Annotated in this window: 16 protein-coding genes; 12 read left to right on the forward strand and 4 right to left on the reverse strand. The window is 66.0% G+C overall.

The window, feature by feature from the left end; genetic code table 11:
- Positions 1 to 136: 136 nt before the first annotated feature.
- From J3P44_RS00005 to J3P44_RS00015, 3 genes are all read left to right on the forward strand, one after another.
- A complete protein-coding gene (locus J3P44_RS00005) occupies positions 137 to 343 on the forward strand; it encodes a hypothetical protein (RefSeq protein ID WP_255888177.1) in 207 nt (68 codons plus the stop codon).
- 106 nt (positions 344 to 449) lie between these two features.
- A complete protein-coding gene (locus J3P44_RS00010; protein WP_255888178.1) occupies positions 450 to 638 on the forward strand; it encodes a hypothetical protein in 189 nt (62 codons plus the stop codon).
- A 120-nt stretch (positions 639 to 758) separates the two neighbouring features.
- Positions 759 to 1913 carry an IS30 family transposase gene (locus J3P44_RS00015; protein ID WP_255888179.1) on the forward strand — a complete coding sequence of 385 codons (1155 nt, stop codon included), beginning with the start codon at positions 759 to 761 and terminating at the stop codon, positions 1911 to 1913.
- A 106-nt stretch (positions 1914 to 2019) separates the two neighbouring features.
- On the opposite strand, the gene J3P44_RS00020 is transcribed toward J3P44_RS00015, so the two are convergent.
- On the reverse strand, positions 2020 to 2586 hold the full coding sequence (locus tag J3P44_RS00020; RefSeq protein ID WP_255888180.1) for a hypothetical protein: 567 nt from the start codon (positions 2584 to 2586) through the stop codon (positions 2020 to 2022).
- Positions 2587 to 2756: 170 nt separating this feature from the next.
- Here J3P44_RS00020 and J3P44_RS00025 point away from each other — a divergent pair, with 170 nt between their 5' ends.
- The 6 genes from J3P44_RS00025 to J3P44_RS00050 all read left to right on the forward strand — a co-directional run bounded on the left by J3P44_RS00025 (position 2757) and on the right by J3P44_RS00050 (position 7122).
- A complete protein-coding gene (locus J3P44_RS00025) occupies positions 2757 to 3080 on the forward strand; it encodes a hypothetical protein (protein WP_255888181.1) in 324 nt (107 codons plus the stop codon).
- A 106-nt stretch (positions 3081 to 3186) separates the two neighbouring features.
- Positions 3187 to 3942, forward strand: coding sequence for a DnaB-like helicase C-terminal domain-containing protein (locus J3P44_RS00030; RefSeq protein ID WP_255888182.1), 756 nt, complete (start codon positions 3187 to 3189; stop codon positions 3940 to 3942).
- A gap of 25 nt (positions 3943 to 3967) precedes the next feature.
- The gene (locus tag J3P44_RS00035; protein ID WP_255888183.1) at positions 3968 to 4591 is read left to right on the forward strand and encodes a DUF6308 family protein; all 624 of its coding nucleotides are present in this window, start codon (positions 3968 to 3970) and stop codon (positions 4589 to 4591) included.
- 370 nt (positions 4592 to 4961) lie between these two features.
- The gene (locus J3P44_RS00040; RefSeq protein WP_255888184.1) at positions 4962 to 5498 is read left to right on the forward strand and encodes a hypothetical protein; all 537 of its coding nucleotides are present in this window, start codon (positions 4962 to 4964) and stop codon (positions 5496 to 5498) included.
- Between the two features lie 464 nt (positions 5499 to 5962).
- Positions 5963 to 6481: a TolB family protein gene (locus J3P44_RS00045; RefSeq protein ID WP_255888185.1), complete on the forward strand. Its 519-nt coding sequence runs from the start codon at positions 5963 to 5965 to the stop codon at positions 6479 to 6481.
- The gene (locus tag J3P44_RS00050; RefSeq protein WP_255888186.1) at positions 6478 to 7122 is read left to right on the forward strand and encodes a TolB-like translocation protein; all 645 of its coding nucleotides are present in this window, start codon (positions 6478 to 6480) and stop codon (positions 7120 to 7122) included. The genes J3P44_RS00045 and J3P44_RS00050 overlap by 4 nt, the downstream gene beginning before the upstream one ends.
- A gap of 410 nt (positions 7123 to 7532) precedes the next feature.
- Here J3P44_RS00050 and J3P44_RS00055 read toward each other — a convergent pair whose 3' ends face one another.
- The 3 genes from J3P44_RS00055 to J3P44_RS00065 all read right to left on the reverse strand — a co-directional run bounded on the left by J3P44_RS00055 (position 7533) and on the right by J3P44_RS00065 (position 11782).
- Entirely contained in the window at positions 7533 to 8060 is a 528-nt protein-coding gene (locus tag J3P44_RS00055) for a dihydrofolate reductase family protein (RefSeq protein ID WP_255888187.1), read from the reverse strand.
- Positions 8061 to 8627: 567 nt separating this feature from the next.
- Positions 8628 to 10070 (reverse strand): calcium-binding protein, encoded by a 1443-nt coding sequence (locus J3P44_RS00060; protein WP_255888188.1) that lies wholly within the window; start codon positions 10068 to 10070, stop codon positions 8628 to 8630.
- Positions 10071 to 10582: 512 nt separating this feature from the next.
- On the reverse strand, positions 10583 to 11782 hold the full coding sequence (locus J3P44_RS00065) for an FAD-dependent oxidoreductase (protein WP_255888189.1): 1200 nt from the start codon (positions 11780 to 11782) through the stop codon (positions 10583 to 10585).
- A gap of 494 nt (positions 11783 to 12276) precedes the next feature.
- Between J3P44_RS00065 and J3P44_RS00070 the strand changes: the two genes are divergently transcribed.
- The 3 genes from J3P44_RS00070 to J3P44_RS00080 all read left to right on the forward strand — a co-directional run bounded on the left by J3P44_RS00070 (position 12277) and on the right by J3P44_RS00080 (position 14990).
- The gene (locus J3P44_RS00070; protein WP_255889140.1) at positions 12277 to 13197 is read left to right on the forward strand and encodes a calcium-binding protein; all 921 of its coding nucleotides are present in this window, start codon (positions 12277 to 12279) and stop codon (positions 13195 to 13197) included.
- Between the two features lie 282 nt (positions 13198 to 13479).
- Positions 13480 to 14439 carry a S1C family serine protease gene (locus tag J3P44_RS00075; protein WP_255888190.1) on the forward strand — a complete coding sequence of 320 codons (960 nt, stop codon included), beginning with the start codon at positions 13480 to 13482 and terminating at the stop codon, positions 14437 to 14439.
- Between the two features lie 86 nt (positions 14440 to 14525).
- Entirely contained in the window at positions 14526 to 14990 is a 465-nt protein-coding gene (locus tag J3P44_RS00080) for an inositol monophosphatase family protein (protein WP_255888191.1), read from the forward strand.
- Positions 14991 to 15049: the final 59 nt, after the last annotated feature.

Below are 15049 nucleotides of genomic sequence, written 5' to 3' on the forward strand. Positions count from 1 at the left end.
GCGTGGGCAGCCGAAAAGGGAGCGACAGCCCGGGCGCCTGGACCGAGCCTCGCCAGGCGCCGGTCCTGCGTCAATGAAACAAGCAGCCGATGACAGGACGTTCCCAAGCATCACTCGGGGGCGTACCGTCGCAGGGGTGATCACCGTGGTTCGGGTGGCTCGGGTGCTGCTCATCATCGTGCTGGCCTTGCTGGCCATCTCGTTTGTAATGGGTGTAGGCACAACAAGCACGGGGCCTGTTGAGAAGGTCGTATTCCTGCTCCTCATAGGCGGGTGCGTTTATGCGGCAGCGAAGGTCACCGCTGTGACCGAGTGGCTAGTTCACCGGTTAGCCCGTCGCTGACGCCTGCATTTGGCAGTCCGCTCATGCCGCGTTCCGGTCACGGCTGATCCCCACACGTCGCCACTACGGGGATGACATGAGTGGGCAGCGTCCAGACTTCAGCGGGATGACGGTCAACGAGCGCCTCTTCACGTCGGGCCTGGTTGAGCAGTTCGATGCCGCGACTGATGCGGGCGACCGGCATCGCGCAATCGAACTTCTGCAGCAGGTTGCGATGAGCGAAAGCAGCGCCACCACGACCGTGGATGCGGTCCTGGCCAACGCGCCGAAGTACGGATACCCCCGCCCTTCCTGAAGCTCCGGATCTGCCGCAATCAGTGCGGCATACCGCCGCCTATCGGACATCCGGATCTGCCGGCGGTCTCAAGGGGTCGGCGCAACACTTCCTTGATTCGACGTTGTCGAGGAGGTCGTTGTGGGGCATGGCGATTACGAGAGGTTGACGCCGGAGGCGACCGACCAGGTGTGGCTGCGGCTGCGTGCTGGGCAGGCGGCAAAGCCCACGGCGCGTGAGCTCGGTTTGTGCACCGGCACGGTGCGCGCCTATCTGTTGCGGTGTGGAGGCATCAGACCGGAGCCGCGGCGGCGCGCGCCGGGTCGGCTCAGCCTGGCCGAACGCGAGGAGATCTCCCGCGGTCTCGCGGCCGGTCAGTCGATCCGGATGATCGCGGCGGCGTTGGGCAGGTCGCCATCGACGGTTAGCCGCGAGGTCAACGCCAACGGTGGGACACGGCGGTACCGGGCGGCACGTGCCGACGTGGCGGCATGGGCTCGGGCGACCCGGCCCAAGCCATGCAAGCTCGCGGACAACCCGGCGCTGCGTGCCATCGTGGAGGAGAAGCTCCAGCGGCGGTGGTCACCGCAGCAGATCGCCGGCTGGCTCAAGATCAACTACCCCGACAGTCCGGAGATGCAGGTGTCGCACGAGAGCATCTACCGCACCCTGTACGTGCAGTCGCGTGGCGCGCTGCGCAAGGAGCTAACCGCCTATCTGCGCACCGGCCGGGTCATTCGCAGGCCCAAAGGAGTCCGTCTGCCCGACGGGCGCGGCGGTCGACCGAACACGCTGCATATCTCCGAGCGACCACCCGAGGCCGAAGACCGTGCGGTGCCCGGACACTGGGAAGGCGACCTTGTGTTCGGCAAAGGGATGAGCCCGGTGGCCACCTTGGTCGAGCGCTCTACCCGGTTCCTGATGCTGGTCGCTCTGCCTGATGGCAACCACAAGGCCGACGTGGTCGCCGACGCGCTGGCTGCCGCCGTGACCACCTTGCCGACCCAGCTTGCCCGCTCGTTGACCTGGGACCTGGGCCACGAGATGGCTGAGCATCAACGGTTCACCACCGCCACCGGGATCCAGGTCTACTTCTGCGATCCCAAGTCACCTTGGCAGCGCGGCAGCAACGAGAACACCAACGGCCTGCTGCGTCAGTACCTGCCACGACGAGTCGACTTCCGCACGCTGACCCAGGCCGACTTCGACGCCATTGCCCAAGAGCTAAACGAACGCCCTCGACAGACCCTCGGCTTCAAGACACCATCACAGGCACTAGCCGAGGTGTTGCGTTGACCGCCTGAACCCGCACCGATGAGGGGGCACACTGCCGAGGAGGCGCGGCGTCGCCTCCGGCCGGCTCGGCCAGGTGAACTGGCTGTGGAGCCGGTAGGAGACTGGGTCAGCGGCCGACCGCGGAGAAGATCACGACGTCCTCGCAGAAGTCGCGGCCGTCGGTCTCGTTGAGACCGGTCGACTCACGGAGCACCTCGAAGGACAGCTCCTCGTCGTTAATGGTGTCGATGACTATCCGGAACCGGATGTTGCCAGGGTCGCGAAGCACCATCTTGCCGGTGTTGTCGAAGTACTTGGCCCCGCCGGCGTTGTTGGTGTCGATCTGGATGACGCCGTCGCCGAGGTCGGTGATCTTCTGGTCCATGTTCATCGAGGTGAACTTGGTCGAGTAGGTGCCGCCGTCGGCCAGGTTCGTCCAGGTGATGGTGCCGCGGATCGACTCGCGGAAGTAGGCGAGGCCCTGGGGGCCACGCTCGTTGACGACGAACGATCCGGAGACGTCGCCGTCTTCGCGGATCGGCAGGCCGTTGCTCTCGCAGATGAAGTCCTCGGACCAAACCTCGTGGAAGTGGCCCCTTTCCAGCGGCTGGGCCGTTGCGGAGGGAGCGACCGGTGAGGCGACCAGAGCGCCTGCGGCGAGCGCTACTGCAGCGCAGACAGATGCGATGCGCATGGGAACTCCTGGGCGGGGAGACGGATGAGGCTTCGAGCAGTGTGGACAGCGTCTCCGACCGTGGCGAATCTGTCATGGCCAAAGATGGGGTACTCGACGCATAGCGTTCCGCTCATGCCGCGATGAGTGCACGCATTCTCTCGTTCGGTGGTTCGCACTAACCTCTGTTGATGTCCCAGGAGTCAGATCGTCGGCAGGCACGCGGGGCGGTTGCGGGCTACCACGGAGCGCGGCTCGCCGAACTCGTCGCGCCCGTAGCCGACGCGATTGACCGCTTCCGCGGCGGTGAACTGGACGCGTTTGACGTCGACGAGGTGCTGTTCCAGTACTCACGTGCTGCGAAAGAGCTTTGGAAGTTCTGCAATATCGGCGACATTGAGCTCACAGCGGGCCAGCTGCATGATGGTGCGCCGATCGACTGGTGGGAACGCGGAGCATCGACGCGCGCCAGGCACCCGCCTGTCAACGAAGTGCCGACCAGCGAACCTAGTTGACCGGCACGCAATCAAACGTGCGTCTTACCGCCGCGTTCGCCCCACCGAGTGATCTCGGTGTGCAACTAGGCCGAACGATGTCGGTGCATCCGGGCAGCATGCGTCCATGGTCTCCGTGGTCGAAGCTATGCAGCTACTGGAAGTAGCGCGCGCTGAGCGCCCTGAACAGAGAACCACGGGATTGCCAGCGCTGGACGAATCCACCGGAGGGTTCGATCTCGGGCAGTGCTGGATCGTGGTTGGAACCCCCGGCCAAGGGCGCAGCGCACTAGCCGCTCAGTGGGCTTGGCTGCTGGCCAGCCAACACGGCTTCACCACTCAGCTGGTCTCAACAAAGGAGCCGGTTGCCCGTGTTGCGACCCGCCTTGCCGCGTCTGTCGCGAAGGTGCCGATGAGTCACTTCGGTCATCGCGGGCTGTCGGGGCGCGATCCGGAGAAGTTGCGCCGAGTGGGTCCGAGGCTGGAGTCCGCGCCTCTCTCAATAGTCGGGCCAGGCGAACTTTCAATCGCCGACGTGGACATGGATGAGTTGCCGAGTTCGCAGGTGCTCGTCGTTGACGACTCTCACCACTCGGGCGGGATGTGTCCACAACGAACGGCCGCTCTCGCCGCTCGCGGGCACCTCGTCGTTCTGACGCTTCCCCGCTATCGAGTCGTATCCAACGCGGGAATCGAACCGACGTGGGCCGACGTCGCGGACTTCATCCTCGACATCGACCGCCCCGACCTGCTCGACCGCACCTCGCTGCGACCTGGCGAGGCTGACCTCCACCTATTGCGTAACCGCTGGGGACCGACTCAGTCCCATTTGGTCGGCTTTCAGGGGCACTACTCACGATTCGTCGATATGGCCCGTGTCTGAGCCCGAACGATGGAAAGGTCAGTGCATGAGACTTCCTCAACTTCTTCAGTCGTCCGACGACTCGGGTGCCGTCAGTGCGTTGCAGCGCTACTACTCCTTGGGTGAATACAGTGACTCGGACCCGTTCACGGGGGCGCGGTTCGACGACTGGGACAGCACTCTCTCGCGAAGTGAAGACGTGAACCGGTTCACGGCCGATGACTTAGTCGCCGTCAGCCTGCTATCTGTGTACGTTCCTCCGGCCGCCGCTATAGAGCTGCTCGACACGGGCGCGGCGAAGTTCAGTCGGCTCTTGCGAGAGCTCGGCGGTGATCGCGACTTGGTGGAAGAGACTCAAGCGTGGAGCGATGCTTGGGCGGGCTGGAGACTCTGGAGCGAACTGACGGCGCTACCAGGAGTGGGCGCCACAACGGCCAGCAAGCTTCTGGCCCGGAAACGGCCCCGTCTGCGTCCCATTTACGACTCGGTGGTAGCGACCGTGATTGATTCTCAAGACATCTGGGCGCCATTACGGAAAACCCTGAACGAGCTTGATGACCTCCACCCCCGCCTCCTACGCCTAAGGGAGCAAGCAGGGCTCACAGACGCCGTTTCGGCACTCCGCGTATTCGACGTGGTCGCATGGATGGAGGGCAAGGGCGCGACGTGACTGAGGTCCTACCGACGATCAGCCGGTGCCCCATTCCGCCGCCTACGACTGTCAAGCCATTAGGGGCGTCGGTGCTTCGCGTACCGGCGTAACCGTTTCGGTCCGGGGGCGCGTTGCCCGAGCATCGAGGAGTCCGACGGCTGATCGTGGGAATCGCGGTAGTCGTTGATGATCCTGTCCGGTTGACCGCTCAGCGGGCAATCTTCCTCGCTGCCGGCTGCTGGCCAGCCCCGAATGCGGTGAGTCCCAGCATGAGGGGCTGGTCCACTCCGCTTCATTTCGAACGGGCACCAGACAAGCCTGAAATCCGGACGGAGACTGGCCTGGCTACGCCCCTCCCTCACCGCCTTCCAGTTCAGAGAGTTGCCTGATGAAGAAGATCATGCAGATCTTGGCACCGGTGCTGGCCCTCGTGTTCCTCGCGCCCACTGCGACGCACTCAGCCCCTGACAGCACCCGGTACGGCACGGCCGGCCTTGTCGCCACATCGGCCTACGCATCGGACGAGGCGCCACCCCCTGCCATCGTGCAGTCTCGGGAGGTACCGACGGTGAAGGTTGGCCTGAGCGTGACCGGCAGGGCCGCGTGGGTCATAGGGACGCAGCCGGAGGGACGGTGCGCCGACATCACGTTCACCCCAGGCCAAACCGTCAGGGTTCGTGATGGGAAGACGGGCAGGAAAGTCGCGGTCGGCACGATGGGGTCGTGCCATTACCAGATGACCCAGGAAGGTTTCTGCATCGCGGGACTGGGCTGCTTTCCCGCAATCGTGAGGGCCGTGTTCAGGATGCAACTGCCGCGCCTGCCTTACGTCGGGATCCCGAAGTACGTCATCAACGTCGGCGGGAAGCAGTTCCAGATCGGGGTACGCAAGCTCGCCGCTGAAGGTTGGTCGTACCGGTTCTAGATCTAGTGCGCTGGATCTCCTTCTCCAATGGTCATGCACCCCTCGGTGATCGGCAGCACCGGGCACGAGCGGGTCGTTCTCACTGAGTCAGCCTGGCCTCGCGCAGCGTGAGTCGGGCCCGCGTACAACGCCGCGGCCGAGTCGCAAGCCTTCGCCTTCACCCAGCAGACGCTGCTGCACTTGGCGCACTCCTGGACTTCCTAGTTGGTCGAGAGGATGGTGGACCGAAACCCGCGTTCGGTCTAGGAGGCGCTTGAATGAAGAGTCTCCGGAGGCTACGACGATTATCGGTCGCCCTCGTGGCCGGTGTCGCTGCCATAGCTATCGCAGGTCTCGCTTCCTCCGCTAGGGCTGTGGATCTCGTTGGGGGTCCAGACCGAGTCTCGTTGGGGGTAAACGACGGTCAAGCTGACAAGAGCAGTTACGGAGGTCAGGTCTCAGACGACGGCAGGTACGTGGCCTTCATGTCCACTGCCGACAATCTGGTGTCGCGGGACTCCCGCCGCCAACAGGTGTACGTCCGAGACCGGGAGCTTGGCGTCACAACGCGTGCCAGCGTCTCGTCATCGGAGCGACCCGCCGACCAACACAGTTGGCTCGAGGACATGTCAGCCGACGGTCGATACGTCCTCTTCACCAGCAGAACCACCTACCTAGTACAACACGACACCAACCAGGCGCTGGACCTATTCATGCGTGACACTGTGAAGGGCAAGACGACAAGGGTCAGTGTGGGCAGCGGCGGCCGTCAGGCCAACGATCACACGCTTGAAGGCAACATCTCCGGCAATGGCAAATGGGTAGTGTTCTCCTGCCTAGCAACCAACCTTGCTCCCGGTGCATCAAACCCTGGCCAGGCACAGGTCTTCATGCGGAACCTCGACACGGGACAGACCATTCTGGTCTCCCGCAACAGCCGCGGAGAGCCGGCGAGCGGGGAAGGCGCGTCGAACGCGTCGGTGTCAGCGAACGGGCGCTTGTGACCTTCGAGTCCGCAGCGCAAAACCTTGGCGCGCGATCGACGAGCACGCGTTCGGGCAAGGTGTATCTCCGCGATCGTCGCACCGGCAAGACGCGCCTCGTGTCGGTGGACCCAAGCGGACAGCCGTTCACCCGAAGCAGCGAGAACTCGAACCTCTCGGCGGATGGCAGAGTAGTTGCCTGGATGACCGGCTACTACGACCGTGCCGGCCCCTACTTCACTACTTACGCTTGGGATCGAGACACAGGTAAGAGTGAAGCCGTGAGCGTCGCATCGACGGGCGCCGTGTCAAGAAACGGCTCGGTAGGGACTATTTCGCTTTCCCGGAACGGCGAGCTCGTGCTTTTTGGGTCCCGTGCCTATCTGACCAGCGACGAATCGCAGACCGACGACACATCGCAACTTCCCGAAGAACAGGATGCCGACGTCTTCGTCCGCGACAGAGTGTCCGGCGCGACAGTCCGAGTCTCTCGGCCCGGGGCCAACCCTATGTGGAGTGTAGGCAGCTATCCAAGCGAGATATCGCGGAACGGCCGCTGGGCCGTGTTCTATTCCTCGCACGACACATTGGTGCCGAACGACAACAACGGCTACATCGGGGACTTCGATGTGTTCATCCAGAGCCTTGAACGCGCCAACTGACTTGTTTGAGCTTTAGAGCGTCGGGGGACCGACGTACGCAACGCGTCCACCTGTCCTCTCCCGAACACCGGGCGAAGAGAGCGCGCTGGACGCGTCTATAAGCCCGCGGGCCGCCGGCGCACGCGCCCGAATCTCCGTCTCCGAGAGGTGTGAGGCATCCGGTGAGCGAGTGGTGAGGCACCCCAGTTACTGCCGTCTGCCCCATCGATCAAAGTCGTCCGCCAGAACTGTCCGATGCCTTCCACCGCTGAGTGCTTGTTCAGGCTGGTGACGGCCCCAGGCTCCCGGTTTAGATCTCGCATCCTCCTGGGCCTCTCCCCGGCCCGTCGAGTAAGCAGGGGGTTGCTGACCAGAACTTCGCCGAAGCGAGTCATTCCGCCGCCACTGCGCGCGCTCAGAGCCGACGAGCGTTATGCAGGAACGTAGATCAACCGGATCACGTCTTCGATCTGATCGATGGCCATGAGGCGGAGCGGCGGCCGGGGTCCGGCGAAGTACGGCTTGCCGTGACCGAGCACGACCGGATGCAGGTAGATCCGATACTCATCGATCAGGCCGAGCTCGGTGAGGCTCTGGGCTAAGCCGGGGCCGGCAACTTCGACCTCCCCGTCGCGCTCGGCCTTCTGCTTGCGGATGGCGCCCTCAAGATCATCCTGAACGAGCGTGGCGTTGGGGCCGACCGACTTCAACGAGCGCGAGACGACCCATTTCGGCTGGTTCCGCCATGCCGCCGCGAAGGCCAGTTCCGGTGCATCCCATTCGGGATGATCGTCGTCCCAGTAACGCATGACCTCATACATTTGGCGACCGTAGACACAGCCGGCTTGCGCCCGAGCCTCCTCGATGAAGTGGCGGAAGAGCGTAGGGCTTGGCGCGAACGCCATGTGGTCGACGTAGCCGTCCAGGGACTGGTTCATTCCGAACACGAGCTTGGCCATACCGAGTCCTTTCATCGCCGCACCCCCATCGATCATCGCCCATCAAGCCTCCGCACATGCCGCGATTCCCGCGCTGATAGGTGCCCCGTTCCGCCGCGATCGCCCTGCGCGAGCGGCAGCGACGGTCCGAGACCGTCTCGGCGTGGCGGTCCTCGTCGAGCTGCCCGGAACTTGACGAAACTTCAAGCATCGTTGCGGTTTGGGCGATGTCCGTTACACCTGCTTCTACGAGGCGCCCGGGAGCATTCGCTCACGCAGTTCGAGTGTTCCTGGCGCCTCGACCATTGCTCAGAGAGATGCTTGTCGTGGCGGACGATGGAGCCGGAGGTCCGCAGCGGCTTACCCACACGGGTGGGCGTGCGTCTTTCCCGGCGTGAGTCTTTTCGCCGCGAGCCGCGTACCCGGCTTTGCCGATGTCACGGGTCCGGTGCGTTCTTGATCCGATCGCGAACATCCCAGATGACGTGCCGCAGTTCTGCTGGTTGACGCTGCGCGGCCACCTGAGACGTCTTGCAGCCCGGGGACGCACTCGCCGCTGTCCGGTCGCAGCAGCCAACGGAGGCTCGATCACCCGTGAAGCTCGGAGCCCCCGAACGGCAGCCGGGCCACCACCGGCACGCGGCGCTCAAGTCGGTCGACTGCGATCCGTGCCTGCGCAGGTGCGTGGCGCGCCGCCCGACCCGACCGGCGCAGGGCCTCGCAGCTGATGACCCGCTCGGCACCCAGACAGGTGTCGTTGCCCTTGCGGCCGTTCGCGAAGTCGCCGCCGCCACTGCCCAGGTCGAGGAAGTCCGGCCCTCGTGTGGCGACGACGGAGTCGCGCCCTCCGCGCATCCAGGCCTCCAGGCTCCGTCCTCCTCGCATGATGATGTCCTCGTTCCGATGGGTGCCGCGGACCCGCCAGCGTGCGTCCTCGCCCTGGATCCACAGGACCTCGAGGCCGCGCACCCGACCGGCCCGCACCTTGGTCAGGAGAACTCCGCGGGCTAGGTCCACGGTGATCGTCGTGCCCTTGCCGAAGCCCGCCTTCCGCACGTCGAAGGTGACGAGGTCTCTGGAGCTGCCTCCGTCCACCGACATGCCGCGGGAGGCGGGGGTGAGTCTGAGGTCGATGTCGTCATGGCCCCCACCGCCGTCGACGTCGACGTGCTCCACGCCCTCGACCAGGAGCTGGTCGTCTCCGTCCTGGCCGCGGAGGACGGCCGGGCCGGTCGCCGGATGGGCTTCGAGGTGGTCCCTGCCCTCCCCGCCCCGCGCTGTACCTCCGGCCTGCCCCAGGACGATCCAGTCGCTGCCGGACCCTCCCTCGATGTCATCCGGGCCGTCGACCGCCGGGTCCACGTCCGTGCGACCGTCAGCGTCCGTCCAGTCCGCGTAGAGGGAGTCGTTGCCGCCGGCGCCGTCGATCACGTCGGCACCGCCACGACCCGTCAGCACATCGAGGTACGGCGATCCGATCAGGACGTCCGCGGTGCGCGTGCCCACGACGCCCATGGCCTCGGTCACGACGACCCGGTCGGTGCCTGACGGCTCTGCGACGACACCCAGACCGCCGATAGGCGTGAGGTCGGCTCGGATCCCGCCCGATACGCCGGCGGCGAGGAGGTCCGAATAGATCACGGTGTCCGCAGGCAGGGAGAAGTCGTCGCGCGTCACGGGATCGAGGCCGAAGTCGACGTAGTCGTTGCCTACGCCCGGCCAAATGGCGTCGCCTCCGGCATCGCTATCGAGCCCACCCAGGATGCGGTCGTCGCCCGCCATGCCCGCCAGACGGTCCGACCCCTCGTCACCGCAGATGACGTCGTTGCCGAGCAACCCGGAGATGGTGTCGTCGCCCCCGAGGCCAACCATCACGTCGTCGCCTTCGGTCCCACGGAGGACGTCGTCCCCCGGCGTACCGAGGTGCGTCGCGACCCTGCCTTCGCACGTCCCCTCGACTGCACTTGCGGGGACAGCGGGAAGCAGCGGCGCGACGAGCGCCAAGCCGGCGAGGATTAGCCGCGGCACCATGGTTCCTCCAAGAGAATCCATCTCATGGAAACCCCGCCAGGCGGCCCTGTCAAACCCCACATTGGCGATCTCGACTGCGCCCCCCTCGCCGCTGATCCCCCCGGTCTCACGCTGGCCGTCTTCGCTGTCCGCGGCGAGAGACGGTACGTCGATCTCTTCGCCGTCGGAGATTTGCTGCGCGACGCGGTCGCGCTGCGCCGCCACGAGGGTGGCCTGGAACCGCGGGGGCACGGACGCGGGGTGCATGAGGGATCCGGCGGGGCCGCCTGCTTGGTGTGGAAGTAGTGCGCGGAGCGAGCACGCCATCGAGGCGCGTCTTACCGCCGCCTGTCGGCGCCTGACAGCAGCCGGATCTAGCCAAGATGAGTGCGAGCGACTCGTGTCAGGTTAGGACCGGGTTCAGCGGCTTCGCCTCCTGGGTCGAACCTGCCGTCGTCGCGCGAGAACCGGCGCTCAGGCCGTGGCTTGTCATCGTGAGCGCACTACCTCTCGGACATCCGAGACAAAGCGCTTCACTCCCCGAAGTAGATCCGACGGGCCTCCTCATCCGGGACGAGCCCATCCGGTCCGCAAGCCTCGAGCATTGCGAACCCACCGAGCGTGGGGTCTGCCTCGCGGGCGGCCGCATTGAGTTCGCGTCGACGGTCGGCCTCGGGTCCCTCTTCCGCGTCCAGAAGCGCGCACCAGCGGTCGTACGCGCGAAGCACTCCGTAGTAGGCGTGCCGCTGGTACGCGAACTCGCTGGTGGCCCGCTCCCAGTTCCCGTTGTCTGCCAGCAGTTCACTGAGCCCGCGGACGTCGCGGAACAGCAGTGAGGTGCCAAGTCCTTGGGTGGGGTCCAATGCGCCTGCCGCGTCGCCCACGAGCACTGCGTGGCCGAGGGCTGTGCGGCTCGACCACGTGCAACTGTTGGGGAAGAAGCCCAGCGGTCCCGTCTTCCTGGCTCCGTCCATCGTGCCCGAAGGCATGAACTTGGCGGCGAAATCCACGAACTTGTCGACACTGTGCGCTATCCCTGCCGCGCGGACCTGGTCCGCGCGCAGCCGGATGTAGACACGGCACGAGTCGCTGCTCGTCGCGAACCAACCAACTGCCGCTGCCGGTGTGGTGGCCCAGCCGAAGGTGTCGTCCCATGGCACACCGGACAACAGGAGGCCACCGAACCAGTGATGCTCGGCGTCGGTCACCGTTTCGGCCCCCAACCACCGCCGTGCGCCGGACTTCTTCCCGTCGGCTCCAACGATCAGCCTGGCCCGGACCTCAGTCGTTCGTCCGTTCGCGATGATCGTCACGACGGGTCGATGGCCGTCCTGGACAGCGGCGACCTTCGCTGGTCGCATGACCGTGGCCCCCTGTGCCTCGGCCCAGGTCAGCAAAGTCTCCTGCAGGAGAGGATGCGAGAACGCGATGGCTGGTAATGCATCGATCGACACGTCCGCCCAGCGCAGCGAATCCACCCGCTGTCCATCGGCATAGAAGTCGAGCGCGGGTCGGTTCACGGCGCCGGCCTGTACGAGAGCCTCGCCGAGGCCGGCCCGCAAGGCCTCGTGATGACCCCATGGCCACGTCAGTTCGCCCCGGATGCGGTCCCGGAACACGCGCTCCTTCTCGACCACCAACACACCGAGACCCGACCGTGCCAGCACGCCTCCGACGGAGGCCCCAGCCAACCCGCCCCCGGCCACGACGACGTCGAAAGGTTGAGTAGCCATGACCTGATTCAATCCCTCGGCGGGCCGCAGTCAATAGGCAGGCCCATTCCGGCCACAAGCGTCCGGACATGCTCAAAATGCACAAGCTTGCTCGGCCATCGCGGGCCGCGTCATACCGCCGCGATCAGGTGAGCCCAGGCAGTACCCGGGTCTCTGCTCGGATAGAACCGACGTCCGTACCAAGAATCCCGGCCAGGCCGGGACTGCAGCCTCAGGCGCGGCCGCGGAATGCAGGGCAGAGTCGCGGCATGAGCTCGAAACGAGGATTGGACAGCGCAGGAGGCACGATGCGGCCCCTAGGACTCCTCGGCAGCGTGGTCGTGCTGAGCGCGACCCTTGCGGTTCTCGGGACCGCTGAGCTCTCCACACCAGGGACCGCAGAGGTCCCCGCAACTGGCACGTCCGAGTACGCATCTCAAGACACCGCCGACCTCTCCGCTTTCGAGACTGGCTACCTCGCAGTCGACAGCAGCCAACGTGAGCGGCCGACCTGCATGGGGCACCCAGCGTCACCGGGAGGAGTCGGCACCAGCGGCGACGATGTTCTCGTGGGGACACCCCACAAAGACGTCATCGTGGCCGGTGGCGGGAACGACGTCGTACTCGGCGGCGACGGAAAGGACGTCATTTGCGGCGGCCCCGGCGACGACCGACTTGTCGGCGGACGCAACCCGGCCGACTGGAGCCAGGCCAAGCACGGCGACCGACTCTCCGGCGGCAGCGGCGATGACCGCATCGTCGACCGGTGGGGGTTCGCCGACAAGCTCATCGGCGGCACAGGAGACGACCGTCTGGTCTCGAGCAACGGGATGCAACACAAGGTCATCGGCGGCCCCGGCGCGGACCGGCTCATCAGCAGGAACGTGCACGACAACACCATGCTCGGAGGCCGAGGACCAGACGTGCTCACGGCGCTGTCCGGTGGCGGGTACAGCAGATACCACGCCGGCGGACCTGGGCGCGACATCATCGATGTCGGTCCCACCGGCGACATCCTCGTCGGGCTCACCGGCGACGGCGACCAACTCCGCGTCCATGGTGACGCCTACGTCGTTCCGGGCTTCTCGGACAGCCCCGTGGGCATTGAGGTCGACATGGCCGCGGGAATCGCGCGGCGCATCGGGGCAAGCCCCGAAGGGCCCGTCGATGTCATCACGTTCCTGGCGCCAGAACTGGTCGCGTGGTTCATGTACGGCAGCGACTACGGCGATCGGATGAGCGGCTCCGACGGCGACGACTCGTTCTTCGGGGGGGCCGGCAACGACGTCCTCGTCGGACTCGGCGGTCGCGACGGGCTCTATGGTCACCAAGGCGACGACCTGATCGACGGCGGCGACGGCGACGACTGGGCCGACGGTGGCGCCGGCACCGACACCTGCCTCAATGCCGAAGAGGTGGGGAAGTGCGAGCCGTAGCTCCACAAGGTCGCTGTCACGCGACCAAGCCCAAGGCAGCGGGGCGTGAACTCGCCCAGCCTTACGGCCCTCGCCGAGCGGCTGAAGCCCGAACCCCGCTGACGTCACCACTCTGCGCGTCACCCCTGTGTGGGAGGACCGGACTGGCGCTCGCACGGCGCGATGTGTGTGCTTGTGAGGTGCGTCCTTCCGCCGCGAAGCGGTGTGCGTACGGACGCTGGAGGGGCTCATGACGCCAGACCGTTTCGCGGGTGAAGCCTCGGGAATCCAGACGGTGAGCCGGTGGTTCTCCAGTTGATGACCAGCGACTCAGAAGCCGAGCGCGGGGCCTTGGACGCCTACTCCGCGATCGTCACATCCGTCGCGGCGCAGTTGACGCCGCGGGTGGCGGCACTGCGCATCCAGTTGGCTCGGGGCGAGTCGGCCGGATCGGCCGTCACGCTCACCGGTGAGGGCCACCTGATCACGAACTCTCACGTGCTCGGTGAGGCTGATGACGGTACGGCGGAGTTCGCCGACGGCACCGTGGCCCGTTTCGAGGTCGTCGGACGGGATCCGCTCTCCGACCTCGCGGTGGTGCGCACCGATCGTGAGGTGCCGAGTCCACCTGAGTATGGCGATGCCGACTCTCTCCTCGTCGGCTCCCTCGTTGTGGCGGTCGGCAACCCGCTGGGTCTGGCCGGAACGGTGACTGCCGGCGTCGTGAGCGCCCTGGGACGAAGCATGCCGGTTCGCTCGCGGACCGCGGCCCGGCTGATCGAGGACGTCATTCAGACAGACGCCGCGCTCAACCCTGGCAACTCCGGCGGTGCGCTGGCCGACAGCCGCGGACGAGTGGTCGGCATCAGTACGGCGGTGGCCGGGATCGGTCTGGGGCTGGCTGTGCCCATGAACGCCACCACTCGCCGGATCATCCATGCGCTGATGCATGACGGGCGGGTGCGCCGGGCCTACCTGGGTCTGGTAAGCACTCCCGCGCCGCTGACACCCGTACAGGGGGAGCGGTTCGGGCAGCGGCGCGCGCTGCGCGTCGTGGAGACCGTGCCGAAGAGCCCGGCCGCGCTGAGCGGGCTGCGCACCGGCGACGTCGTGCTTGCCGTTGATGGCGTATCTCTCGATGACGCTCAGTCGTTGCAGAAGAGGCTGTTCGCCGACGCGATTGGGCGACGGATGGAGATCACCGTGCTGCGCAACGGGGCTCTGGTCGATGCCGTGGTGGTACCGACCGAACTCGCGGACTGACGGCTCGGCGAGCGATCCTCGCCCGCGACGACTCCCGCGCCCGTGACGGACGGGCCTGTCGAGGGTCGTGGGGTTGGCTGGCCCGAGTGAACCAGATCGTTGTCGCGAAGGGCATCCTCGTTCAGTCTCACTGCGACGGACGGTCGCTGGAGTTGGTGTCTCCGTGGGTGAAGTGCGCGCGCAGCCGTCGCTGTCGATGCTTGAAGAAGGCGTCGACATCAACGCCGAGGGACCTCTCGACCGCTCACTTGTCGGCGCCCAGCTCGCCGCCGGTCAGCGATTTCCGCGCGGTCTTCAGTCCGCGGGTCGAGTCCACCACCCTCGCTCTCGCCTGGGACGCGTCGGGACAGCGTCTGGGGTACGTGACTGACGGTCGCCACAAGGGCAGCGTGCACTTCGCGGCTGGGATCGCCCTGTGCCGGGCGGCAGGGTGCGTCATCAGCGACGTCGATGGCAATGCCGTGCACTCCGGCGCTGTGATCATCGCTGCCCGGGACCTCGCGCCCCACGCGACGTTGATGCAACTGGTCGCCCGGCATCGTTCTAGTTGAGCGGAGCCAAGGGAGTTCAAGGGCCGCGGGCGATCGACGCCTTTGGCCCTTGAACGTGG

This window comes from Nocardioides astragali (genome assembly GCF_024436375.1).
GTDB lineage: Bacteria > Actinomycetota > Actinomycetes > Propionibacteriales > Nocardioidaceae > Nocardioides > Nocardioides astragali.

Bases quoted from the DNA above. Each gene is read 5' to 3' on its own strand.
- J3P44_RS00025 (WP_255888181.1), top strand. From the start codon at position 2,757: ATGTCCCAGGAGTCAGATCGTCGGCAGGCACGCGGGGCGGTTGCGGGC.
- J3P44_RS00060 (WP_255888188.1), bottom strand. From the start codon at position 10,070: ATGGTGCCGCGGCTAATCCTCGCCGGCTTGGCGCTCGTCGCGCCGCTG.
- J3P44_RS00030 (WP_255888182.1), top strand. From the start codon at position 3,187: ATGGTCTCCGTGGTCGAAGCTATGCAGCTACTGGAAGTAGCGCGCGCT.
- J3P44_RS00070 (WP_255889140.1), top strand. From the start codon at position 12,277: ATGGGGCACCCAGCGTCACCGGGAGGAGTCGGCACCAGCGGCGACGAT.
- J3P44_RS00065 (WP_255888189.1), bottom strand. From the start codon at position 11,782: ATGGCTACTCAACCTTTCGACGTCGTCGTGGCCGGGGGCGGGTTGGCT.
- J3P44_RS00010 (WP_255888178.1), top strand. From the start codon at position 450: ATGACGGTCAACGAGCGCCTCTTCACGTCGGGCCTGGTTGAGCAGTTC.
- J3P44_RS00020 (WP_255888180.1), bottom strand. From the start codon at position 2,586: ATGCGCATCGCATCTGTCTGCGCTGCAGTAGCGCTCGCCGCAGGCGCT.
- J3P44_RS00035 (WP_255888183.1), top strand. From the start codon at position 3,968: ATGAGACTTCCTCAACTTCTTCAGTCGTCCGACGACTCGGGTGCCGTC.
- J3P44_RS00055 (WP_255888187.1), bottom strand. From the start codon at position 8,060: ATGGCCAAGCTCGTGTTCGGAATGAACCAGTCCCTGGACGGCTACGTC.
- J3P44_RS00040 (WP_255888184.1), top strand. From the start codon at position 4,962: ATGAAGAAGATCATGCAGATCTTGGCACCGGTGCTGGCCCTCGTGTTC.
- J3P44_RS00045 (WP_255888185.1), top strand. From the start codon at position 5,963: ATGTCCACTGCCGACAATCTGGTGTCGCGGGACTCCCGCCGCCAACAG.